Below are 21,176 nucleotides of genomic sequence, written 5' to 3'. Positions count from 1 at the left end.
GGTCAGTTCCTCCGGTGGATGGCGTAGGCGGCGAGCGCGCGCAGAAGATCGGCGCGCTCCCCCAGGGCGTCCAGATGCCGCCGCGCCTGCTCGGCCAGGCGCTCGGCCTGGGCGCGGGCGCGCTCCAGGCCGAGCAGGCCGACCAGCGTCGCCTTGCCGGCGCCGGCGTCCTTGCCGGTGCGCTTGCCGGTCTCCTCGGCGGTGGCGGTCGCGTCCAGGAGGTCGTCGGCGATCTGGAAGGCGGCGCCGAGCTCGCGCCCGTAGGCGGCGAGGGCGTGGCGGAGCGGCCCCGGCGCCTTGCCGAGGATCGCGCCGGCCTCGGCGGCGAACTCGATCAGCTTGCCGGTCTTGAGGAGCTGCAGCCGCCCGATCGCCGCCTCGTCGAGCGGGGCGGCGCTCTCCTCCGCCAGCATGTCGAGCATCTGGCCGCCGCACATGCCGCGCGGCCCCGCGGCGCGGGAAAGGCAGCGCACCAGCTCGGCGCGCACCGCCGGGTCGGCGTGGGTGTCCTCCTCGGCGAGCACGGTGAAGGCGTGGGCCTGCAGGGCATCGCCGGCGAGGATCGCGGTGGCCTCGTCGAAGGCCTTGTGGCAGGTCGGCTTGCCGCGGCGCAGATCGTCGTCGTCCATCGCCGGCAGGTCGTCGTGCACCAGCGAGTAGGCGTGCACCATCTCGATCGCCGCGGCGACGCGCAGCGCCGAGGCGCGGGCGACGCCGAACTGGCGCGCGCCCTCGAGGACGAGGAAGCCGCGCAGCCGCTTGCCCCCGCCCATCGCGGCGTAGCGCATGGCCTCGAGCAGCCGCGCCTCGGCCCCCTCCGGCGGCGGGAGCAGGGCGTCGAGGGCCTGCTCGATCTCCGCCGCCGCCTCGGCCAGCGCGGCGCGGAGGGCGGCCTGCTCCGCCCCCCCTGGGATGGCCTCCATCGCGCCCTTGCTACTCCACCTCGCGCAGGGTCAGGCCTGAGGGACCTTCGGCGATCGCCTGCACCTTTTGCTCGGCCTCGGCCAGCTTGCGTTCGCAGTGCCGCCGCAGGGCGGCGCCGCGCTCATAGGCCTCGATCGCCTCCTCGAGCCGGCCCTGGCCGGATTCCAGCGTCTTCACGATCGCTTCCAGCTCGGCCAGTGCCTCCTCGAAGGAGAGCCCGGCGATGTCCGGCGGCTCGCGCGGTGGCGCGCTTGCGGGCGGCGTCTCCTGCATCCGAATCTCCGTCTGCGGCCTCGACGATACCGGGATGGGCCGGGCGAGGCCAAGGCGCGAGGCGGCATAGCGCGGCCCGCGCCGCCGGTCACGAGGCGCGCCGGCCGAGGAGGGCGCGGGGGCGGGCCGTCACGCCCGGAGCAGCGCCCTGAGATGCGCCGCCACGGAACCGGCCAGCGCCTCGAGGTCGTAGCCGCCCTCGAGCACGGACACCACCCGCCCCCCGCAATGGCGTTCCGCGAGGGCGCAGAACTGCTCCGTCAGCCAGGCGAAGTCCGGCTCGCGCACGCGGAGTTGCGCCAGCGGGTCGCGCGCATGGGCGTCGAACCCGGCCGAGACGATCAGCAGCCCGGGGGCGAAGGCGTCGAGCGCGGGGAGGATGCGGTCGCGCCAGGCGGCGCGGAAGGCCTCGCCGCCCGCGCCGGGCGGCAGGGTGGCGTTGACCACGTTGCCCGCCACGCCGCGCTCGCCGGGATCGCCGGTGCCGGGATAGAGCGGCCACTGATGGGAGGAGCCGTAGAACAGGGTCGCGTCGGCCTCGGCCACCGCCTGGGTGCCGTTGCCGTGGTGCACGTCGAAGTCCACCACCGCGACGCGTGCGACCCCGTGCGCCGCCTGGGCGTGCCGCGCGGCGACGGCAGCGTTGGAGAACAGGCAGAAGCCCATCGGGCGGGCGGGCTCGGCGTGGTGGCCCGGCGGACGGATGGCGCAGAAGGCGCGCCGCACCTCGCCCGCCACCACCGCGTCCACCGCCGCGCAGGCCGCGCCGGCGGCGCGCAGCGCGGCCTCGGCCGAGCCCCAGGACATCACCGTGTCGGCATCGAGCGCGACGCGGTCGTCCGGGTCGGGGCGGATGGCGAGGATCGCCTCCACGTAGTGGCGCGGATGCACGCGGCAGAGCTGCTCGAGGCTGGCGCGCGGCGCCTCGCCGCGGATCGCCCCGGAGAACTCCTCGGCGTCGAGGGCGCGCAGCACGGCGCGCAGCCGGTCCGGGCATTCCGGATGGTAGGGGCCGGGGTCGTGGTCGAGGCAGGCGCGGTGGGTCAGCAGCAGCACGCTCACGGCGGCGGTTCCGCGGGGGACGGGGCCGGCGGCGGTGCGTCCTCGCCGCGCCGGCGCAGGGTGAAGCGATAGACGCCCCCCGCATCCTCGCTGAACGCGACCAGGGCGTGGCCGGTCTCCCGGCAGAAGGCCTGGAAGTCCTTCACGCTGGCGGGATCGGTGGCGAGCACGGTGAGGCGCGCCCCGGGCGGCAGGCCGCGCAGCGCCTTGTTGGCCTTGAGCACGGGCAGCGGGCAGGTGAGGCCCCGCACGTCGAGGACGGTCTCGGACATGGCGGGCCGGACTCCACCACCCGGGCGCCGCGCCGTCCAGCCTCCGCCGGCCGGAGGCGGCTCTCTTGCCCCGCCCGCCCGCCGCCCGCACCTTCCGGCCATGCGGCGCTTCCGAATCGGCATTGATCTGGGCGGGACCAAGACCGAGATCGCGGTGCTCGGCCCGGCGGGCGAGGTCCTGCTGCGCCGCCGCGAGCCGACCCCGCAGACCTACGAGGGCGTGATCGAGCGGATCGCCACCATGGTCGAGGCGGCCGAGCGCGAGCTCGGCGTCGCCCCCGGGGAGGCGAGCGTGGGCATCGGCATCCCGGGCAGCCTGAGCCCGGCGACCGGCCTGGTGCGCAACGCCAACACGCTCGCCCTGAACGGCAAGCCCCTGGCCGAGGACCTGCAGGCGCGGCTGGGGCGTCCGTTGCGATTCTCCAACGATGCCAACTGCCTGGCAGTGAGCGAGGCGGCCGACGGCGCCGGGGCAGGCTACGGGGTGGTGTTCGCGGTCATCCTCGGCACCGGCGTCGGCGGCGGGATCGTCATGCACGGCCGGCTGCACGACGGTCCGAACCGCGTCGCCGGCGAGTGGGGCCACACCCCCCTGCCCTGGATGACGCCGGAGGAGTTCCCGGGGCGCCGCTGCTGGTGCGGGCGCCTCGGCTGCATCGAGACCTTCGTCAGCGGCCCGGCGCTCGCCCGCGAGTGCGACGGGCCGGAGGCGCGCGACGCGACCGGCGTGCCCGCGCGCGCCGCCGCCGGCGATCCGTGCGCCGTGGCGGCGCTGGAGCGCCACGCGGACCGGCTCGCGCGCGCGCTCGCCGGCATCGTCAACATCCTCGATCCCGACGTGATCGTGCTGGCCGGCGGGCTGTCGAACATGGAGCACCTCTACGAGCGGCTGCCGCCGCTGATGGCGCCGCATGTCTTCGGCGACGTCGCGCGCACGCCGGTGCTGAAGGCCAAGCACGGCGATTCGAGCGGCGTGTTCGGCGCGGCGCGGCTCTGGGACTCGCCGTGACATGGCGACGCTCTGCCGGGACTGCCTGCGGGTCACGGCGGAAGACGTGCCGGCCTGCCCCTGCGGCTCGCCCCGTCTGGTGCGGCACCCGGAGCTTCTCCGTCTCACCGTGGCGCATGTGGACTGCGACGCCTTCTACGCCGCGATCGAGAAGCGCGACCGGCCGGAGCTGCTGACCCGCCCGGTGATCGTGGGCGGGGGCCGGCGCGGCGTGGTCGCGGCCTGCTGCTACGTCGCCCGGACCCGCGGCGTGCGCTCCGCGATGCCGATGTTCCAGGCGCTGCGCGCCTGCCCGGACGCGGTGGTGATCCGCCCCGACATGGCGAAGTACGCCGCCGAGGCGCGCCGCATCCGCGCCTTGATGGAGGCGCTGACGCCGCTCCTCGAGCCGCTCTCGATCGACGAGGCGGTGCTGGACCTCGCCGGCACCGCGGCGCTGCACGGCGCCCCGCCGGCCGCGGTGCTGGCGCGCTTCGCGCAGGCCGTGGAGCGCGAGGTCGGGGTGACGGTCTCGATCGGCCTCGCGCCGAACCGGCTGCTCGCCAAGATCGCGGCGGAGCGCGACAAGCCGCGCGGCTTCGCCGTGATCGGCAGGGCGGAGGCCGCGGCGCTGCTGGCGCCGGAGCCGGTGACCCTGCTGCCCGGCGTCGGCCCGGCGCTGGCCCGGCGGCTGGCGGCCGCCGGCATCACGCGGCTCGGCCAGTTGCAGGCGCTGCCGGAGCGCGACGCGCTCGCGCGCTTCGGCGAGGAGGGGCCGAGCCTCGTGGCGCGCGCCCGCGGCGAGGATCCGCGGCCGGTGCGCCCGGAGCGCGAGGCCAGGAGCATCAGCGCCGAGACCACCTTCGAGCGCGACCTGCGCGAGGCGGCGGAGCTGGAGCGGCCGCTCTGGCACCTGTGCGAGAAGCTGGCCCGCCGGCTGGGGGAGAAGGGGCTGGCCGCGGGCGGCGTCGTCCTGAAGCTCAAGACCGCGGGCTTCGCGCTGCGCACGCGCCACGCCCGCCTGCCCGCGCCGACGCGGCTGCCGGAGACGCTGTTCGAGGCGGCGCGGCCCCTGCTGCGGAAGGAGGCGGACGGGACGGCCTTCCGCCTGGTCGGCATCGGCGCCCAGCCGCTGGCGCCGGCGGCCGAGGCGGATCGCGGCGATCTCGCGGACCCGGAGGCGCCGCGGCGCGCCGCGCGCTGGGCGGCCGTGGAGGCGCTGCGGGCGCGATTCGGCGAGGGCGCGGTGGTGCGCGGGCGGGGCCTCGCGCCGCGCTGACCGGCGCCGGCCGGGCCTATCCGCCGCGCGCCTCCCTCACCGCCGCCCGCGCCGCGTTCACCATCAGGCCGACGTCGTTGGCGATCGTCACCAGCTTGAAGCCCATCTTGATCATGCGGTGCGCGTAGGCCGCCGTGCCGTTGTGCAGACCCGCGGCGATGCCGCGCTTGCCCGTCTCCTTCAGCAACCGCTCGTAGATGCGCAGCACCTCCGGCTCCTCGCGGTCGAGCTTCGGCGCCAGGCCGAGCGACAGGCCGAGGTCGGAGGGGCCGACGTAGATCGCGTCGATCCCCGGCACGTCGAGGATCGCCTCCAGGTTGTCGAGCGCCTGCTGCGTCTCGATCATCGGGATGACGAGGACCTCGTCGTTGGCGGTCGCCTGGTAGCTGGTCGCCTCGCCGTAGAGGGCGGCGCGGATCGGGCCGTTGCTGCGCGTGCCCTGCGGCGGGTACTTGCAGTACTGCACCAGGGCGCGCGCCTCGGCGGCGGTGTTCACCATCGGGCAGATGACGCCGTAGGCGCCGGCGTCGAGCACCTTGCCGATGATGCCGGGCTCGTTCCACGGCACGCGCACCATCGGCACCAGGCCGGGGACGCGCTGCATGCCCTGGAAGCAGGCGACGCAGGAGAGGTAGTCCTGCACGCCGTGCTGCATGTCCACGGTCACGCTGTCCCAGCCGGCCTGGGCATACATCTCGGCGCTGAAGGCGCTGGGGATGGCGAGCCATCCGTTGATCACGGCCTTGCCGGCCTTCCAGGCCTCCTTGAGCTTGTTCGGCATCGCTTCCCCCGCGGATGGATATCGCCCGCAACGCTAGAGCACGGCGGCGCCGGCTTGCAAAGGCCCCGCGGCCGCGCGCGCATCCGGCGGAGGCGTCTTGCCGCCGCGCGCCGGCCGGGGAATCTAGCCGCGCTCGGCAGGAGTGCGGCCCATCATGCGGATTGCCCGGGATCTCGAGTCGCTGCGGCGGGAGGTGGCGGCGCTGCGCGCGGCGGCGGGCGGCGGCGCGCTGGCGCTGGTGCCGACCATGGGGGCGCTGCACGCGGGGCATCTCGCGCTGGTCGCGGCGGCGCGGCGGGCGGCCCCCGTCGTCGCCGCCTCGATCTTCGTCAATCCGAAGCAGTTCGGCCCCAACGAGGACTTCGCCACCTATCCGCGCGACGAGGAGGGCGATCTCGCCAAGCTGCGCGCCGCCGGCTGCGACCTCGTCTGGCTGCCGACGGTGGAGGCGATGTACCCGCCAGGCTCGGTCACCGTGGTCGAGGTCGCCGGGCCGCCGGCCGAGGGCTTCGAGGGCGCGCACCGCCCCGGGCACTTCCGCGGCGTCGCCACCGTCTGCGCCAAGCTGTTCCTGCAGACCGGCGCCGCGGTGGCGATGTTCGGCGAGAAGGACTGGCAGCAGCTCCAGGTGGTGCGGCGGATGGTGCGCGACCTCGACCTCCCCGTGCGCATCGAGCCGGTGCCGACCGTGCGCGAGCCGGACGGCCTCGCCCTCTCCTCGCGCAACCGCTTCCTGACGGCGGAGGAGCGCGCGCGGGCGCCGCGCCTCGCGGCGGAGCTGCACCGGGCGGCGGCGGCGCTGGCGGCGGGCCGCGGCGCGCCGGCGGCGCCGGTGCTGGCCGAGGCGGTCGCGGCCCTGACCGCGGCCGGCTTCGCCGTGGACTACTTCGCTCTGGTCGAGGCGGAGTCGCTGCGGCCGCTCGCCGCGCCCGGCGACGCGCCGGCGCGGCTGGTTGCGGCGGCGCGGCTCGGCCGCGTGCGCCTGCTCGACAATGTCGGCGTCCCGCCCTCCGGCGGCTGAGGCCGGGGCGGCGGACGGCGGCCATCCGCCCGCCACGCCGGTCGCCGCCGCGCTGCTCGGCGCGGCCCGCGCGCTGTCCGACACCCTCGCCGCGCTCGCCTTCGCGCCGCCGGTCGCGCACGTGTACGACCCGCTCCGCTACGCCTGGGCGCCCTACGAGGAATACGTCCGCCGCTACGGCGCGACGCGCAAGCGGGTGGTGCTGCTCGGCATGAACCCGGGCCCGTTCGGCATGATGCAGACCGGGGTGCCGTTCGGCGAGGTCGCCGCGGTGCGCGACTGGATGGGCATCCGCGCCCCGGTCGCGGCGCCGGGGCGCCAGCATCCGCGGCGGCCGATCGAAGGCTTCGCCTGCCCCCGCTCCGAGGTGAGCGGGCGGCGGCTGTGGGGCTGGGCGGCGGCGCGCTTCGGCACGGCGGAGGCGTTCTTCGCCGAATGGTTCGTGCTCAACTACTGCCCGCTCGCCTTCCTCGAGGAGTCCGGGCGCAACCTGACGCCGGACCGGCTCCCGGCGGCCGAGCTCCGGGCGGTGGAGGAGGCCTGCGACCGCCACCTCGCCGCGGCGCTCGCGGCGCTGGCGCCGCAATGGGCGATCGGGGTCGGCGGCTTCGCCGAGCGGCGGCTGCGCGCGGTGCTGGCGCGCGGCGCGGTGGCGCCGGCGCTCGCGCGCGCGATCCGGGTCGGGCAGATCCTGCATCCGAGTCCGGCCAGCCCGGCGGCCAACCGCGGCTGGGCGGAGGCGGCGGACGCGACCTTCGCCGCGCTCGGCATCGCGCCGGCGACCGGGACGCGCGCGCGCTGACGGCGGGGACGGGCACCATCCCCTCCCCGCCCCCGCGCGGCGCTGGACGGCGCCCCCCGCGCGGCGCACCCTGCGCGCCGCCATGCCGCACTGGACCGTCGCTTCCGAGACCGGCCGGCTCGCCGAGGTGCTGGTCTGCCCGCCCGACCACTACCGCTGGGTGCCGATCAACGCCGTCGCGCGCCGCACCCTCGCGGAAGGCCGCCAGCCCGACCGCGCCGCGCTCGCCGCGCAGCATGCGGAGCTGTGCGACGCGCTGGCGCAGGCCGGCGTCACGGTGCACCGGCTGCCGCCGCGGCCGCACCTCCCCTACATGGCCTACACGCGCGATCCGCTGGTGGTGACGCATCGCGGCCCGGTGCTCTGCCAGCTCGCGCGCCCGGAGCGGCGCGGCGAGTACGCGCCGCTGCTCGCCTGGCACCAGGCGCGGGGCGCGGCGATGTGGCGCCTCTCCTCGGCCGGCACGCTGGAGGGGGGCGACGTGCACATCCTCCGGCCCGGCCTCGCCGTGGTCGGCGCCTCCGGCGGGCGCACGGACCGCGCCGGCGCGGAACAGTTCGCCGGCTGGCTGCGCGCGGAGGGCTGGGAGGTGCGGATCGAGCCCTTCGACGAGCACTTCCTCCACCTCGACCTGCTCTTCTGCATGGCCGCGCCCGGCCTCGCCGTCGCCTGCACCGAGGCGCTGCCGGACGATTTCCTCGCCTGGCTGCGCGCGCGGGCGATCCGCGTCCTGCCCACCACCTGCCGCGAGGCGATGGCGCTCGCCGGCAACATCCTTTCCCTCGGCGCCGGCCGCGTGGTATCGGCCCGCGCCAGCGCCCGCCTCAACGCCGCGCTGCGCGCCGAGGGGCTCGAGGTCCTCGACCCCGACCTCTCGCTGTTCGCCGCGGGCGGCGGCGGCCCGCACTGCCTCACCTGCCCGCTCAGGCGGGAGGAGCCCGACCCCGGATGAGCACGACCCCCACCGCCCCCCCGCGCCCCGCCGACGCCGTGATCCCGGCGCTGCGCGCGCTGCTCGGCGAGCGCCTCTCCACCGGCGCCGCGGTGCGCGAGCAGCACAGCCGCGGCGAGGACACCACCGCGCCGCACCTGCCCGACGCCGTTGCCTTCGCGGAGAGCACGGAGGAGGTGAGCCGGATCCTCGCCCTCTGCCACCAGCACGCGGTGCCGGTCGTCGCCTTCGGCGCGGGCACCTCGCTCGAGGGCCATGTCACGCCGGTGCGCGGCGGGATCACGCTCGACCTCTCGCGCATGACGGCGGTGCTGGAGGTCAACGCCGAGGACATGGACTGCCTGGTCGAGCCCGGCGTGACGCGCCAGCAGCTCAACGACCACCTGCGCGACCAGGGGCTGTTCTTCCCGGTGGATCCCGGGAGCCACTGCACCATCGGCGGCATGTGCGCGACGCGCGCCTCCGGCACCAACGCCGTGCGCTACGGCACCATGCGCGAGAACGTGCTCGGCCTCGAGGTGGTGCTCGCCGACGGGCGGGTGATCCGGACCGGAGGGCGCACGCGCAAGGCGGCGAACGGCTACGACCTGACGCGGCTGTTCATCGGCTCGGAGGGCACGCTCGGCGTCATCACCAAGGTCCGGCTGCGCCTGCACGGCATCCCGGAGGCGATGAGCGCCGCGGTCTGCCAGTTCCCCACCCTGGCGGCGGCGGTCGAGACGGTGATCACGACCATGCAGTCCGGCATCCCCGTCGCGCGGATCGAGATCCTCGACGAGGTGCAGATGGCCGCCTGCATCCGCCACTCGAGGCTCGAGGGCTTCCGGACGCTGCCGACCCTGTTCCTGGAGTTCCACGGCACCCCGGCCGGGGTGAAGGAGCAGGCCGAGGCGGTCGAGGCGATCGCCGCCGAGGCGGGCGGCACCGGCTTCGCCTGGGCGACCGACGCGGAGAGCCGCAACCGGCTCTGGCAGGCGCGCCACGACGCCTACTGGGCGGCGATCGCGCTCCGCCCCGGCGCGCGCAGCGTCACCACCGACATCTGCGTGCCCATCTCGCGCCTCGCCGAGGCGCTGCTCGGCGCCAAGCGGGACATCGAGGAGTCCGGCCTGGTGGCGCCGATCGTCGGCCATGTCGGCGACGGCAACTTCCACACCTGCATCGTCGTCGACCCCGGCGACCCGGCGGAGATCGAGCGCGCCTGGGCGCTCGACCGCAAGATCGTCGCGCGGGCGCTGGCGCTCGGCGGCACCTGCTCGGGCGAGCATGGCGTCGGCCTCGGCAAGCGCGAGTTCCTCGAGCAGGAGCACGGGCCGGAGGCGCTCGCCGTGATGCGCAGCCTCAAGGCGACCCTCGACCCCAAGGGCATCCTCAACCCGGGCAAGATGTTCCGCAACTGAGCGCACGCCCCGCATGACCCCGCCCGCGGCGGCGGCGCCGGCGACGCGCGCGCTGGCTCCCGCCATCCTGGCCCTCGCTCTCGGGCATGTGTTCTCGAACGCCGTGCGCACCCTGCCCGCGGTGGCGGCGGACCTGCTGGAGCGCGACCTCGGCCTCGCCGCCGACGAGCTGGCCGCGATCACCGGGATCTTCCCCCTCGCCTTCGCGGCGGCGATGGTCCCCGTGGGGGTGGCGCTCGACCGCTACGGCGTGAAGCCGGTGGCGCTGATCCTGCTCGCGATCGCGAGCGCGGGCGCGGCGGCGGCGGCGCTGGCGCCGGGGCCGCTCGGCATGGCGCTCGCCCAGGCCGTGCTCGGCATCGGCTGCTCGGGCATGCTGATGGGCCCGATGACCTTCGCCGCCAAGGCGCTGCCGCCGGCGCGCTTCGCGCTGTGGTCCGGGCTGATCCAGACTACCGGCAACACCGGGATGCTGCTGTCGGCGAGCCCGCTCGCCTGGCTGGTCGAGGCGGCCGGCTGGCGCGCCGGCTACGCCGTCGCCGCCGCCTTCGCCGTCCTCGCCGCGCTGCTCGTCGCGGCGATCGTGCGCGAGCGGCCGCCGCGGCCGCGCGATCCCGCCCCCTCGGCCTGGACCGACGCGCGCGAGGTGGTCGCGCTCGGCCTGTCGCGCCGGCTGCGCGCCCCGGTGGTGCTGGCGCTGGCGAGCTTCGCCGCGGTGCTCGGCGTGCGCGGCCTGTGGGGCGGGCCGTGGCTGATGGAGGTGAAGGGGATGCCGCGCATCGCCGCCGGCAACCTGCTGCTCTTCTGCACCCTCGCCCTGACCCTCGGCCCCACCCTCGCCGGCTGGCTGGCGCGGCAGGCCGGCGGGCGCGAGCGGACGCTGCTCGCCGGCGGGCACCTCGCCGCGGCCGGGCTGCTCGCGCTGCTGCTGCTGGGCGGACCGGGCGGGCCGTTCGGCGCCTTCCCGGCGGCGCTCGACGCGGCGCTGCTCGCCGCCTTCGGCCTGGCGATCGGCTTCCAGGTTCTGGCCTTCCCGATGGTGCGCGCGGCGGTGGTGCCGGAACAGACCGGGCGCGCGCTGTCGGCCATGAACATCGCCTATTTCGGCGGCGCGGCGGCGCTGCAGGCCGTCTCGGGCGCGGCCGCTGCGGCGGGCGGGGCCGGCGCGGCGATCGCGAGCTTCGTCCTCGCCCTCGTGCTATGCACGGCGGCCTTCCTGATGCTGTCGCGCCCATCCAACGAGGGAACGCACCGATGATCCGCAGCCTCCTGCTCGCGCTCGACGACACGCCGGGGGCGCTCGCCGCGCGCGGCCTCGCCATCGCGCTGGCGCGGCGCTGCGGCGCGGCGCTGACCGCCGCCGTGGTACTGGACCGCCCCCATGCGGCCGACGAGCACGAGCCGGTGCCGCTCGGCGCCAGCGCGTTCAAGCTGCGCTGCGACGCGGCCCGGCTGCGTCGGGCCGAGGCCGAGGCCGAGCGCGCCCTCGCCGAGTTCGCCGCGGCGGCGGGCGATCTCGCCTTCGAGGCGCTGCGGCTGGAGGACGCCCCGGAGGAGGCGCTGCTGCGCGCCGAGCCGGCGCACGACCTCGTCGTCATCGGCCGCGATTCGACGCTCGGCTTCGAGGAGACCGAGAACGGTGTCGCGCCGGCGATCGAGGTGCTGCTGCGCGACGGCGCACGGCCCCTCCTCGTCGTGCCTCCGGGCGCCCAGGCCGATCTCGCCGGGTCGGTGCTGGTCGGCTACGACGGCTCGCGGCCGGCGATGCGGGCGCTGCAGCTTTTCGCGCTGCTCGGCCTGTGCGCGGCAGGACCGGCCCGGGTCGTTTCCCTCGCCGACGAGCCGGCGGAGGCCGCGCGCCGCGCGGAGGAGGCGGCGCGCTTCCTGCACCGCCATGGCTTCCGCGCCGAGCCCTGCGGCCTCGCCGGGGACGCGCCGGCCGAGCGGCTGCTGGCCGAGGCGGGCGCCCTGCCGGCGGGGCTGATGGTGCTCGGTGCGTTCGGCCACGCCGGGCTCCTGCGCAGCCTGCTGCTCGGCTCGACGACCCGGCGGCTGCTGCAGGATTCGCCCTGTCCGCTGTTCCTGCATCACTGACCGGCCGGCGCGGCGGCGCCGCCCCCCGTTGCGCGGGGGCGCTTGACCTTTTCTGCCGCACCGCAACATGGCGCGGCACGTACTCCGGAGAGTCTCGGAGAGCCTGGGCCATGCCACCGGTTTCGCCACGCGCCCTGCTTCGCGCGCTGCTCGTCCGTACCGCCCTGGCCGGCGCCGCGGGCATCGCTGCGCTCCCCGCCGCGGCGCAGTTCGGTCCGGCAGGGCCGCCCGCGGTCGGGGTCGTCACCGCGATCCGCCAGCCCGTGACGGAGCGGGCCGAGTTCGTCGGCCGGATCGAGGCGATCAACCGCGTGGACCTGCGCGCTCGCGTCACCGGCTTCCTCCAGGAGCGCCTGTTCGACGAGGGGCAGGAGGTGCAGGCCGGCGACCTGCTGTTCCGCATCGAGCGCGCGCCCTACGAGGCGCAGCTCGAGCAGGCCCGCGCCAACCTCGCCTCCGCCCAGGCGACGCTCGAGAACGCGCGCGTCGCGCTGGCCCGCGCGCGCGAGCTGCGCGCGAGCGGCGCCGGCACCCAGGCCCAGCTCGACAACGCCATCGCCCAGGAGCGTACCGCCAGCGCCGGCGTCCTCGGCGCCCAGGCGGCGGTGCGCGTCGCCGAGATCAACCTCGGCTACACCGAGATCGCCGCGCCGATCGACGGCAAGATCGGCCGCGCGACCTATTCGGTGGGCAACGTCGTCGGGCCGCAGAGCGAACCGCTCGCCACCATCGTCAGCCAGCATCCGATGCGCGTGGCGTTCCATGTCAGCCAGCGCCAGTCGCTGGAGCTGCGCAGCCGCTACGACGCGCGCGGCGGGATCGAGGCGACGGTGGTGCGGGTGCAGCTCGCCGACGGCACGCTCTATCCCCATGCGGGCCGGATCGACTTCATCGACACCCAGGTGGACCGCAACACGGACACCATCCTGGTGCGCGCCGTGATCCCGAATCCGCCATACCAGGCGTCGCCGGCCGGGCCGGTCCGGGCCGCCGGCGCCCGCGAGCTGATCGACGGCCAGTTCGTCACCGTCTTCGTCGAGGGCGCGGAGCCGGTGCAGGCCGTCGTCATCCCGCGCGCGGCGGTGCTGCAGGACCAGGGCGGCAATTTCGTCTTCGTCCTCGGCGAGGGGAACCGCGCCGAACGCCGCAACGTTCGCCTCGGCCGCAGCCCGGCGGAGGTCGCGGTGATCGAGGAGGGACTTGCGGGCGGCGAGACCGTGATCGTCGAGGGCCTGCAGCGCGTCCGCCCCGGCCAGCCGGTCAATCCCGCCCCCGCCGCGGCGCCACCCGTCGGCGGCGGGCCGCGGCCGGCCGGCGCTCCCGCCGGTGCGAGCGGCGGCCGGGGCTGAGGCGGCGCGCCGATGCTCTCCTCGGTCTTCATTGCCCGGCCGCGGCTCGCGGTCGTCATCGCCATCGTGACGACGCTCGCCGGCCTGATCGCGATGCTGCGCATCCCGGTCAGCCAGTTCCCCGACATCGTCCCGCCGCAGGTCTCGGTGACCACGCGCTATCCCGGCGCCTCGGCCGCGGTGGTCGAGGCGACCGTCGCCCAGCCGCTCGAGAGCGCGGTCAACGGCGTGGACCGCATGCTCTACATGCGCTCGAACAGCGGCAACGACGGCAGCTACACCCTCACCGTCACCTTCGCCCTCGGCACCAACCCGGACATCAACACCGTCAACGTCAACAACCGGGTGCAGGCGGCGATGGCGAAGCTGCCGCAGGAGGTGCAGCGCAACGGCGTGACGGTGCGCAAGCAGTCCTCCGCGGTGCTGCAGTTCCTCGCCCTCTACTCGGAGAGCGGCGAGCACGACCGGCTGTTCCTGTCCAACTACGCGACGATCAACATCCTCGACACCATCGCGCGGGTGCCCGGCGTCGGCCAGGTCAACCTGTTCGGCGCGATGGACTACTCGATGCGCATCTGGTTCGAGGTGGACCGGCTGATCAGCCTCAACGTCACGCCGCAGGACGTGATCGCGGCGATCCAGGCGCAGAACGTGCAGGCCGCAGTCGGGCGCATCGGCGCGCGGCCGACCGGAGAGGGCCAGCAGTTCCAGCTCAACATCCAGACACAGGGCCGCCTCTCCACGCCGGAACAGTTCGGCGCGATCGTCATCCGCGCCAACCCCGACGGTTCCGTCCTGCGCCTGCGCGACGTGGCGCGGGTCGAGCTCGGCGCCGCCACCATGGACACCGAGAGCCGCCTGAACGGCCGCCCCACCGTGACCATGGGCATCTACCTCTCGCCCGGCGCCAACGCCGTGCAGGTGGCGCGGTCGGTGCGCGAGACGCTGGAGCGGCTGTCGCAGCGCTTCCCGCCGGGGCTGCGCCACCTGGTCGTGTACGACACCTCCACCTTCGTCTCCGACACGATCCGGGAGGTCCTCAAGACCCTGCTCGAGGCCTTCGTGCTGGTCGTCCTGGTGGTCTACCTCTTCCTCGGCACCCTGCGCGCGACGCTGATCCCGACCATCGCGGTGCCGGTCAGCCTGATCGGCACCTTCGCCGCGCTGCTCCTGGTCGGCTACACGGCGAACACCATCTCCCTCCTCGCCCTGGTCCTCGCCATCGGCATCGTCGTGGACGACGCGATCGTGGTAGTCGAGAACGTCGAGCGCGTGATGGCGGAGCGTCCCGATCTCTCCCCGGCCGAGGCGACCCGCCAGGCGATGCGCGAGATCACGGCGCCGATCGTCGCCATCACCCTCGTCCTGCTCTCGGTCTTCGTCCCGGTGGCCTTCATCCCCGGCGTCTCCGGCGTGCTGTTCCGCCAGTTCGCGGTGACGATCTCGGTGGCGATGCTGATCTCGGCGGTCAACGCGCTCACTCTCTCGCCCGCCCTCTGCGCGCTGGTGCTGCGGCCGAGCCACGGACCGCGGCGCGGTCCGATACGCTACGTGCTGCGCGGCATAGACGCGGTGCGCGACGGCTATGCCTGGATCGTGGCGCGGCTGGTGCGCGCCGCGGCGCTCTCGCTGCTGCTGGTGGCGGCGGTCGGCGCCGGCATCTGGGGCCTCGCCGCCCGCACGCCGCAGGGCTTCCTGCCGCAGGAGGACCAGGGCGCCTTCTTCATCCAGGTCCAGCTCCCGCAGGGCGCGTCGGTCGCGCGCACCAGCGCCGCGGTCGGGCAGGTGGAGGCGATCCTCCGGCAGAACCCGGCGATCGAGCACATCCTCGCGATCGTCGGCTTCAGCCTGATAGACCAGGGCGCGCAGCCCAACTCCGCCTTCATGGTCGCCCGGATGAGGCCGTTCGAGGATCGCACGCGGGCGGAGGACTCGGTCTTCGCCGCGATCCGGCGGGTCTTCGGCGCCGCGCAGGGGATCCGGGTGGCGAACGTCTTCGCCTTCAACATCCCCCCCATCATCGGCCTCGGCACCGGCGGCGGCTTCGACTACCAGCTGCAGGACTTCGAGGGGCGCGACCCTGCCGAGCTCGGCGCCACCATGCTCGGCGTGATCGTCGCGGCGAACCAGGACCCGCGCCTGACCGCCGTCTTCTCCACCTTCTCGCCCACCACGCCGAGCCTGTTCCTCGAGGTCGACCGCGACAAGGCGCAGGCGCTCGGCGTGCGCATCGCCGACATCTTCACCACGCTGCAGGCGACGCTCGGCGGGTTCTACGTCAACGACTTCAACCTCTTCGGCCGCACCTGGCAGGTCAATGTCCAGGCCGAGGCGCAGGACCGCGACGACGTGCCGGACATCTGGCGCATCCACGTGCGCAACCGCAGCGGCGAGATGGTGCCCCTGCGCGCCTTCGCGGACGTTCGCGTCGTGGTGGGCCCGCAGACGATCGGCCGCTACAACAACTACCGTTCCGTGCTGATCAACGGCGCGCCGCGGCCGGGCGTCTCCTCCGGCGAGGCGCTGGCGGCGATGGAGGAGATCTCCGCCCGCGTGCTGCCGGCGGGCTACGGCTTCGAGTGGACCGGCACCGCCTACCAGGAGAAGCAGGCGGCGGGGCAGACCGGGATCCTGGTCGCGCTCGCGGTGCTGTTCGCCTACCTCTTCCTGGTCGCCCTCTACGAGAGCTGGACCATCCCGGTGCCGGTGCTGCTCTCGGTCGCGGTGGGCGGGCTCGGCTCGTTCCTCGCCATCCTCGCCGCCGGGCTCAGCCTCGACGTCTATGCCCAGATCGGGCTCGTGGTGCTGATCGCGCTGGCGGCGAAGAACGGCATCCTGATCGTGGAGTTCGCCAAGGAGGCGCGGGAGCGCGGCGGCCTCGGCATCCGGGAGGCCGCCGTGGCCGGGGCGCGGATCCGGTTCCGCGCGGTGATGATGACCTCGATCGCCTTCGTGCTGGGGCTGCTGCCGCTCGTCCTCGCGCAGGGGGCGGCGATGCTGTCGCGCCGGGCGGTCGGCACCCCGGTGTTCGGGGGCATGCTGGCCGCCTCGCTGGTCGGTATCTTCTTCATCCCCATGCTCTACGTGACGTTCCAGGCCGCACGCGAACGGGTCAAGCGCGGGCTGCGGCGGCCCGGGCGCGGGCGCGTCTCGGCCGAATGACGCGCGGCGGAGGCGCAACGGCTGCGGGGCGGCGCGCGAATCGCGGGCGGCGTGCCGTCCGCTCCGCATGCCCCCTTGGCGGCGCCGCCGGACTTGGCGGATGATGCGCGCGACAGAGACCAGAGCCCAACGCGGGGAGCGAGCGAACATGGCGAAGTTCGGCCTGAGCCAGCCGGTGCGGCGCATCGAGGACCCGAGGCTCCTGCTCGGCCGCGGGCGCTACACGGACGACATCGCCCTGCCCGGCCAGGCCTACGGCGTGGTGCTGCGCAGCCCGCACGCACACGCCCGGATCCTGCGCCTCGACGTCGCGGCGGCGCGCGCCCTGCCCGGGGTACTCGGCGTCTTCACCGCCAAGGACCTGCGCGAGGAGGGGCTGGGCGAGCTGCCCTGCGCCGTCCCGCTGAAGAACGCCGACGGCACGCCGCGCGCCGAGACGCCGCACTACGCGCTGGCCGAGGACCGCGTGCGCCACGTCGGCGACCCGGTCGCCTTCATTGTCGCCGAGACCGCCAAGGCGGCGCGCGACGCGGCGGAGGCGGTGGAGGTGGACTACGAGGTCCTGCCCTCCGTCACCGACCTCGCCACCGCCACCGAGCCCGGCCAGCCGCAGGTCTGGGACGCGGCCAGGAACAACGTCTGCTTCGACTGGGAGGTGGGCGACAAGGCGAAGGCCGATGCGCTGTTCGCCCAGGCCGCGCACGTGACGCGGCTGCGCGTCGTCAACAACCGCGTCGTCGTCGCCAGCATGGAGGCGCGCGCCGCGCTCGCCCACTACGACCAGGCCACGGGCCGCTTCACCCTCCACACCAACACCCAGGGCTCGTGGCTGGTGCGCGGCCTGCTTGCCAACGCCGTCTTCAGGCTGCCCGAGGACCGCTTCCGCGTCCTCACCCCCGATGTCGGCGGCGGCTTCGGGATGAAGCTCTTCCTCTATCCCGAGCATGTGCTGGTCTGTTTCGCCGCCCGCCGCCTCGGGCGTCCCGTCAAGTGGACCTCCGAGCGCACCGAGGCCTTCCTCTCCGACACCCACGGCCGCGACAACGTCACCGAGGGCGAACTCGCGCTCGACAAGGACGGACGGTTCCTTGCGCTGCGCACCCGCAACTACGCCAACATGGGCGCCTATCTCTCCACCTTCGCCCCCTTCATCCCGACCGGGGCGGGAACCAAGGTGCTGGCGAGCGTCTACGGCTTCCAGGCGGTGCACGCGCGGGTGATCGGCGTGCTGACCAACACCGTCCCCGTGGACGCCTACCGCGGCGCCGGCCGGCCGGAGAGCAACTACCTGGTCGAGCGGCTGATCGACACCGCCGCGCGCGAGCTCGGCCTCGACCGCATCGAGCTGCGCCGGCGCAACATGGTGCCGCCCTCCGCCATGCCCTACGTCAGCGCGATGGGGCAGCGCTACGACTCGGGCGACTTCGTGCGGGTGATGGAAACCGCCCTTGCCCGGGCCGACTGGGCGGGCTTCCCGGCGCGCCGGGCGGAGGCGGCGCGGCGCGGCAGGCGGCGCGGCATCGGCCTCGCCTACTACCTCGAGGCCACGGGGGGCGCCCCGAGCGAGCGCGCCGCCGTGCGCTTCGCCGAGGACGGCATGGTCGAGGTCGTGGTCGGCACCCAGAGCACCGGCCAGGGGCACGAGACTGCCTACGCCATGCTCACCAGCCACGAGCTCGGCATCCCGATCGAGCGGATCCGCGTGATCCAGGGCGATTCCGACGCGCTGCCGAGCGGCGGCGGCACCGGCGGGGCGCGCAGCCTCTACTCCGAGGGCCAGGCGATCCTCGCCACCACCGCCTCGGTGGTGGAGAAGGGGAAGCAGGCGGCGTCCGAGCACCTCGAGGCGGCGGTGGCGGACATCGAGTTCTCCACCGCCGGCGGCGTCGGCCGCTTCGCCGTCGCCGGCACCGACCGCGCGGTAGACATCCTCACCCTCGCCCGCATCCAGCGCGAGAAGGCGGCGCGCGGCGAGGCGGCGACGCTGCTCGACGCCGCCGAGGAGGCGCCGGTCCCCGCCCACACCTTCCCCAACGGCTGCCATGTCGCCGAGGTCGAGGTGGACCCGGAGACCGGGCGCACCGCCGTCGTGCGCTACGTGGTCGCCGACGATTTCGGCCATGTCCTCAACCCGCTGATCGCGCGCGGGCAGGTGCATGGCGGGGTGGCGCAGGGGATCGGCCAGGCGGTGCTCGAGCGCACGGTCTATGACCGCGACAGCGGGCAGCTCCTCTCGGCGAGCTTCATGGACTACGCGCTGCCGCGCGCCGACGACCTCCCGAACATCGAGGTGGAGCTGCTCGAGATCCCCTGCACCACCAACCCGCTCGGCGTGAAGGGCGCGGGCGAGGCCGGGGCGGTCGGCGCGACGCCTGCGGTGGTCAACGCGCTGGTGGACGCCCTCGCCGCCGACGGGGTGCGGCATCTGGACATGCCGGCCACGCCGGAGGCGGTGTGGCGGGCGCTGGCCGCGGCGCAGCGGGCCGCCTGACCCGGGCGCGGACGCCGGCCGCCCGGCTCACGGCTGCCGGCCCGCCGCCCTTTGCCCGCCCCCCGCCCGTCCGCCCCGCGCGCGGTCCGCCGGCAGACGGGGAAGACCGGGCACCGGCAGCGCGGAGCCCCGGCCCGCCCGCGTCCGCGACCCCGGGGCTCTCCGCGCCGGCGCTCAGCGCACCCGGTTCGCCACCAGCTCGCCCACCACCGCCGGGTCGGCGAGGGTCGAGGTGTCGCCCAGGTTCTCGGTCTCGTTGGCCGCGATCTTGCGCAGGATGCGGCGCATGATCTTGCCGCTGCGCGTCTTCGGCAGGGCGGGCGCCCACTGGATCGCGTCCGGGGTGGCGATCGGCCCGATCTCCTTGCGCACCCAGGCGATCAGTTCCTTGCGCAGCTCCTCCGAGGGCTCCACGCCGGCCTTCAGCGTGACGTAGGCGTAGATCCCCTGGCCCTTGATGTCGTGCGGCATGCCGACCACCGCGGCCTCCGCCACCTTGGGGTGCGCCACCAGCGCGCTCTCGATCTCCGCCGTGCCGAGGCGATGGCCGGCGACGTTGATCACGTCGTCCACCCGGCCGGTGATCCAGTAGTAGCCGTCGGCGTCGCGCCGCGCCCCGTCGCCCGTGAAGTACATGCCGGGGAAGGTCGAGAAGTAGGTCTGCACGAAGCGCGCGTGGTCGCCATAGACCGTGCGCATCTGGCCGGGCCAGGAGTCGAGCAGCACCAAGTTGCCCTCGGCCGCGCCCTCGAGGAGGCGGCCCTCGCCGTCCACGATCCCGGGCTTCACCCCGGGCAGCGGCAGCGTCGCCGAGCCGGGCTTGAGCGCGGTCGCGCCCGGCAGCGGCGAGATCAGGATCCCTCCCGTCTCGGTCTGCCACCAGGTGTCCACCACCGGGCAGCGCTCCTCCCCCACCACGCGGTAGTACCAGAGCCAGGCCTCGGGATTGATTGGCTCGCCGACGGTGCCGAGGATGCGCAGCGACCTGCGGCTGGTCCGCCTCACCGGTCCCTCGCCCTCGCGCATCAGGGCGCGGATCGCGGTCGGCGCGGTGTAGAAGATGTTCACCCGGTGCTTGTCCACCACCTGCCAGAAGCGGGAGCTGTCGGGCCAGCTCGGCACGCCCTCGAACATCAGCGTGGTGGCGCCGTTGGCGAGCGGGCCATAGACGATGTAGGTGTGGCCCGTCACCCAGCCGACATCGGCGGTGCACCAGTAGATCTCGCCCGGGTGGTAGTCGAACACCAGCTCGTGGGTGAAGCTGGCCCAGACCATGTAGCCGCCGGTGGTGTGCAGCACGCCCTTCGGCTTGCCCGTGCTGCCCGAGGTGTAGAGGATGAACAGCGGGTCCTCGGCGCCCATCGGCTCCGGCGCGCAGTGCGGCGCGGCCTCGGCGCACAGCTCGTGCCACCACAGGTCGCGCCCGGCGCGCATCGGCACCGGCGCGCCGGTGTGGCGCACCACCACCACGTGCCGGATCGAGGGGCAGGTCGCGAGCGCCTCGTCGGCATTGGCCTTGAGCGGCACGGTGCGCCCGCCGCGCCGGCCCTCGTCCGCCGTGATCAGGATCGAGCACTCGCTGTCCTGGATGCGCGAGGCGAGGCTGTCGGGCGAGAAGCCGCCGAACACCACGGAATGGATCGCCCCGATGCGCGCGCAGGCGAGCATGGCGACCGCCGCCTCGACGATCATCGGCAGGTAGATGCAGACGCGGTCGCCCTTCCTGACGCCGAGCGCCTTCAGCGCGTTGGCCAGGCGGCAGACGCGCTCGTGCAGCTCCCGGTAGGTGACCTTCGCGTCGGTGCCGGGGTCGTCGCCCTCCCAGATGATGGCAACCTGGTCGCCGCGCCCGGCCGCGATGTGGCGGTCGAGACAGGAGACGGAGGCGTTGAGCACGCCGTCCTCGAACCAGCGGATGCGGACCTCGCCGGTGAAGTCCGCGTCCTTGATCCGCGTCGGCTCTTCGATCCAGGCGATGCGGCGCAGCTCGCGGCGCCAGAAGCCCTCCGGGTCGCGCGCGGCCTCGTCGTACATCGCCCGGTAGCGGGCGGCATCCACATGGGCTCGCGCGGCGATCTCGGGCTTGACCGCGATCAGCGTGTCGCTGTCGGGCATCGGCGCCCCTCCCTTTCCCGTATGCGGTGGTGTCCCGGCCTGGAATTGCCCGCCTGCGGCGCGCGGCGTCAACGGTGGCGCCGCGCGCCGAGGGGCGAAGGCTCCGGGGCGGTTTGCCGGCGGGCGCCGGCCGGCCCGCGCGGCGTTCGCACAAACCGGCCGGCGGGCGGGGGCGCCGCGGGCCGGGGCTCAGCGGGTGCGCGACTCGGCG

At 74.9% G+C, this 21,176-nt stretch carries 17 protein-coding genes; 11 read left to right on the top strand and 6 right to left on the bottom strand.

The window, feature by feature from the left end; all coding sequences use genetic code 11:
- Positions 1 to 2: 2 nt before the first annotated feature.
- The 4 genes from K1J50_RS02945 to K1J50_RS02930 form a co-directional block, all read right to left on the bottom strand.
- Positions 3 to 923: a polyprenyl synthetase family protein gene (locus K1J50_RS02945; protein WP_220115946.1), complete on the bottom strand. Its 921-nt coding sequence runs from the start codon at positions 921 to 923 to the stop codon at positions 3 to 5.
- 10 nt (positions 924 to 933) lie between these two features.
- A complete protein-coding gene (locus K1J50_RS02940; RefSeq protein WP_220115945.1) occupies positions 934 to 1,197 on the bottom strand; it encodes an exodeoxyribonuclease VII small subunit in 264 nt (87 codons plus the stop codon).
- 129 nt (positions 1,198 to 1,326) lie between these two features.
- A complete protein-coding gene (locus K1J50_RS02935) occupies positions 1,327 to 2,259 on the bottom strand; it encodes a histone deacetylase family protein (protein WP_220115944.1) in 933 nt (310 codons plus the stop codon).
- Complete coding sequence (locus K1J50_RS02930) at positions 2,256 to 2,531, bottom strand: sulfurtransferase TusA family protein (RefSeq protein ID WP_220115943.1); 276 nt, start codon at positions 2,529 to 2,531, stop codon at positions 2,256 to 2,258. The genes K1J50_RS02935 and K1J50_RS02930 overlap by 4 nt, the downstream gene beginning before the upstream one ends.
- A 100-nt stretch (positions 2,532 to 2,631) precedes the next feature.
- Here K1J50_RS02930 and K1J50_RS02925 point away from each other — a divergent pair, with 100 nt between their 5' ends.
- Together K1J50_RS02925 and K1J50_RS02920 are read left to right on the top strand one after the other, a co-directional pair.
- Positions 2,632 to 3,540: an ROK family protein gene (locus K1J50_RS02925; RefSeq protein ID WP_220115942.1), complete on the top strand. Its 909-nt coding sequence runs from the start codon at positions 2,632 to 2,634 to the stop codon at positions 3,538 to 3,540.
- Between the two features lies 1 nt (position 3,541).
- Positions 3,542 to 4,798: a DNA polymerase IV gene (locus K1J50_RS02920; protein ID WP_220115941.1), complete on the top strand. Its 1,257-nt coding sequence runs from the start codon at positions 3,542 to 3,544 to the stop codon at positions 4,796 to 4,798.
- Positions 4,799 to 4,814: 16 nt separating this feature from the next.
- On the opposite strand, the gene K1J50_RS02915 is transcribed toward K1J50_RS02920, so the two are convergent.
- Positions 4,815 to 5,579, bottom strand: a complete 765-nt coding sequence (locus tag K1J50_RS02915; protein WP_220115940.1) for an HpcH/HpaI aldolase family protein — start codon at positions 5,577 to 5,579, stop codon at positions 4,815 to 4,817.
- 154 nt (positions 5,580 to 5,733) lie between these two features.
- Between K1J50_RS02915 and panC the strand changes: the two genes are divergently transcribed.
- The 9 genes from panC to K1J50_RS02870 all read left to right on the top strand — a co-directional run bounded on the left by panC (position 5,734) and on the right by K1J50_RS02870 (position 18,850).
- A complete protein-coding gene (gene panC / locus K1J50_RS02910) occupies positions 5,734 to 6,600 on the top strand; it encodes a pantoate--beta-alanine ligase (protein WP_220115939.1) in 867 nt (288 codons plus the stop codon).
- Positions 6,572 to 7,402, top strand: a complete 831-nt coding sequence (locus K1J50_RS02905; RefSeq protein WP_220115938.1) for a uracil-DNA glycosylase family protein — start codon at positions 6,572 to 6,574, stop codon at positions 7,400 to 7,402. The genes panC and K1J50_RS02905 overlap by 29 nt, the downstream gene beginning before the upstream one ends.
- Positions 7,403 to 7,484: 82 nt before the next feature.
- Positions 7,485 to 8,354, top strand: a complete 870-nt coding sequence (locus tag K1J50_RS02900) for a dimethylarginine dimethylaminohydrolase family protein (protein ID WP_220115937.1) — start codon at positions 7,485 to 7,487, stop codon at positions 8,352 to 8,354.
- Complete coding sequence (locus K1J50_RS02895) at positions 8,351 to 9,754, top strand: FAD-binding oxidoreductase (protein ID WP_220115936.1); 1,404 nt, start codon at positions 8,351 to 8,353, stop codon at positions 9,752 to 9,754. The genes K1J50_RS02900 and K1J50_RS02895 overlap by 4 nt, the downstream gene beginning before the upstream one ends.
- Positions 9,755 to 9,767: 13 nt before the next feature.
- Positions 9,768 to 11,012: an MFS transporter gene (locus tag K1J50_RS02890; RefSeq protein WP_220115935.1), complete on the top strand. Its 1,245-nt coding sequence runs from the start codon at positions 9,768 to 9,770 to the stop codon at positions 11,010 to 11,012.
- Positions 11,009 to 11,848: a universal stress protein gene (locus K1J50_RS02885; RefSeq protein WP_220115934.1), complete on the top strand. Its 840-nt coding sequence runs from the start codon at positions 11,009 to 11,011 to the stop codon at positions 11,846 to 11,848. The genes K1J50_RS02890 and K1J50_RS02885 overlap by 4 nt, the downstream gene beginning before the upstream one ends.
- 110 nt (positions 11,849 to 11,958) lie before the next feature.
- A complete protein-coding gene (locus tag K1J50_RS02880) occupies positions 11,959 to 13,197 on the top strand; it encodes an efflux RND transporter periplasmic adaptor subunit (RefSeq protein WP_220115933.1) in 1,239 nt (412 codons plus the stop codon).
- Positions 13,198 to 13,209: 12 nt separating this feature from the next.
- Complete coding sequence (locus tag K1J50_RS02875; protein ID WP_220115932.1) at positions 13,210 to 16,359, top strand: efflux RND transporter permease subunit; 3,150 nt, start codon at positions 13,210 to 13,212, stop codon at positions 16,357 to 16,359.
- 148 nt (positions 16,360 to 16,507) lie between these two features.
- On the top strand, positions 16,508 to 18,850 hold the full coding sequence (locus K1J50_RS02870; RefSeq protein WP_220115931.1) for a xanthine dehydrogenase family protein molybdopterin-binding subunit: 2,343 nt from the start codon (positions 16,508 to 16,510) through the stop codon (positions 18,848 to 18,850).
- Positions 18,851 to 19,024: 174 nt separating this feature from the next.
- Here K1J50_RS02870 and acs read toward each other — a convergent pair whose 3' ends face one another.
- A complete protein-coding gene (gene acs / locus K1J50_RS02865; protein WP_220115930.1) occupies positions 19,025 to 20,965 on the bottom strand; it encodes an acetate--CoA ligase in 1,941 nt (646 codons plus the stop codon).
- Positions 20,966 to 21,176: the final 211 nt, after the last annotated feature.

Source organism: Caldovatus aquaticus, assembly GCF_019458025.1.
Taxonomy (GTDB): Bacteria; Pseudomonadota; Alphaproteobacteria; order Acetobacterales; family Acetobacteraceae; genus Caldovatus; species Caldovatus aquaticus.
Note: the sequence above shows the minus strand (reverse complement) of the source record. Positions and strands in the feature narration are given on the sequence as shown.

Bases quoted from the DNA above. Each gene is read 5' to 3' on its own strand.
- K1J50_RS02945 (WP_220115946.1), bottom strand. From the start codon at position 923: ATGGAGGCCATCCCAGGGGGGGCGGAGCAGGCCGCCCTCCGCGCCGCG.
- K1J50_RS02940 (WP_220115945.1), bottom strand. From the start codon at position 1,197: ATGCAGGAGACGCCGCCCGCAAGCGCGCCACCGCGCGAGCCGCCGGAC.
- K1J50_RS02930 (WP_220115943.1), bottom strand. From the start codon at position 2,531: ATGTCCGAGACCGTCCTCGACGTGCGGGGCCTCACCTGCCCGCTGCCC.
- K1J50_RS02925 (WP_220115942.1), top strand. From the start codon at position 2,632: ATGCGGCGCTTCCGAATCGGCATTGATCTGGGCGGGACCAAGACCGAG.
- K1J50_RS02920 (WP_220115941.1), top strand. From the start codon at position 3,542: ATGGCGACGCTCTGCCGGGACTGCCTGCGGGTCACGGCGGAAGACGTG.
- K1J50_RS02915 (WP_220115940.1), bottom strand. From the start codon at position 5,579: ATGCCGAACAAGCTCAAGGAGGCCTGGAAGGCCGGCAAGGCCGTGATC.
- panC (WP_220115939.1), top strand. From the start codon at position 5,734: ATGCGGATTGCCCGGGATCTCGAGTCGCTGCGGCGGGAGGTGGCGGCG.
- K1J50_RS02905 (WP_220115938.1), top strand. From the start codon at position 6,572: ATGTCGGCGTCCCGCCCTCCGGCGGCTGAGGCCGGGGCGGCGGACGGC.
- K1J50_RS02900 (WP_220115937.1), top strand. From the start codon at position 7,485: ATGCCGCACTGGACCGTCGCTTCCGAGACCGGCCGGCTCGCCGAGGTG.
- K1J50_RS02895 (WP_220115936.1), top strand. From the start codon at position 8,351: ATGAGCACGACCCCCACCGCCCCCCCGCGCCCCGCCGACGCCGTGATC.
- K1J50_RS02890 (WP_220115935.1), top strand. From the start codon at position 9,768: ATGACCCCGCCCGCGGCGGCGGCGCCGGCGACGCGCGCGCTGGCTCCC.
- K1J50_RS02885 (WP_220115934.1), top strand. From the start codon at position 11,009: ATGATCCGCAGCCTCCTGCTCGCGCTCGACGACACGCCGGGGGCGCTC.
- K1J50_RS02880 (WP_220115933.1), top strand. From the start codon at position 11,959: ATGCCACCGGTTTCGCCACGCGCCCTGCTTCGCGCGCTGCTCGTCCGT.
- K1J50_RS02875 (WP_220115932.1), top strand. From the start codon at position 13,210: ATGCTCTCCTCGGTCTTCATTGCCCGGCCGCGGCTCGCGGTCGTCATC.
- K1J50_RS02870 (WP_220115931.1), top strand. From the start codon at position 16,508: ATGGCGAAGTTCGGCCTGAGCCAGCCGGTGCGGCGCATCGAGGACCCG.
- acs (WP_220115930.1), bottom strand. From the start codon at position 20,965: ATGCCCGACAGCGACACGCTGATCGCGGTCAAGCCCGAGATCGCCGCG.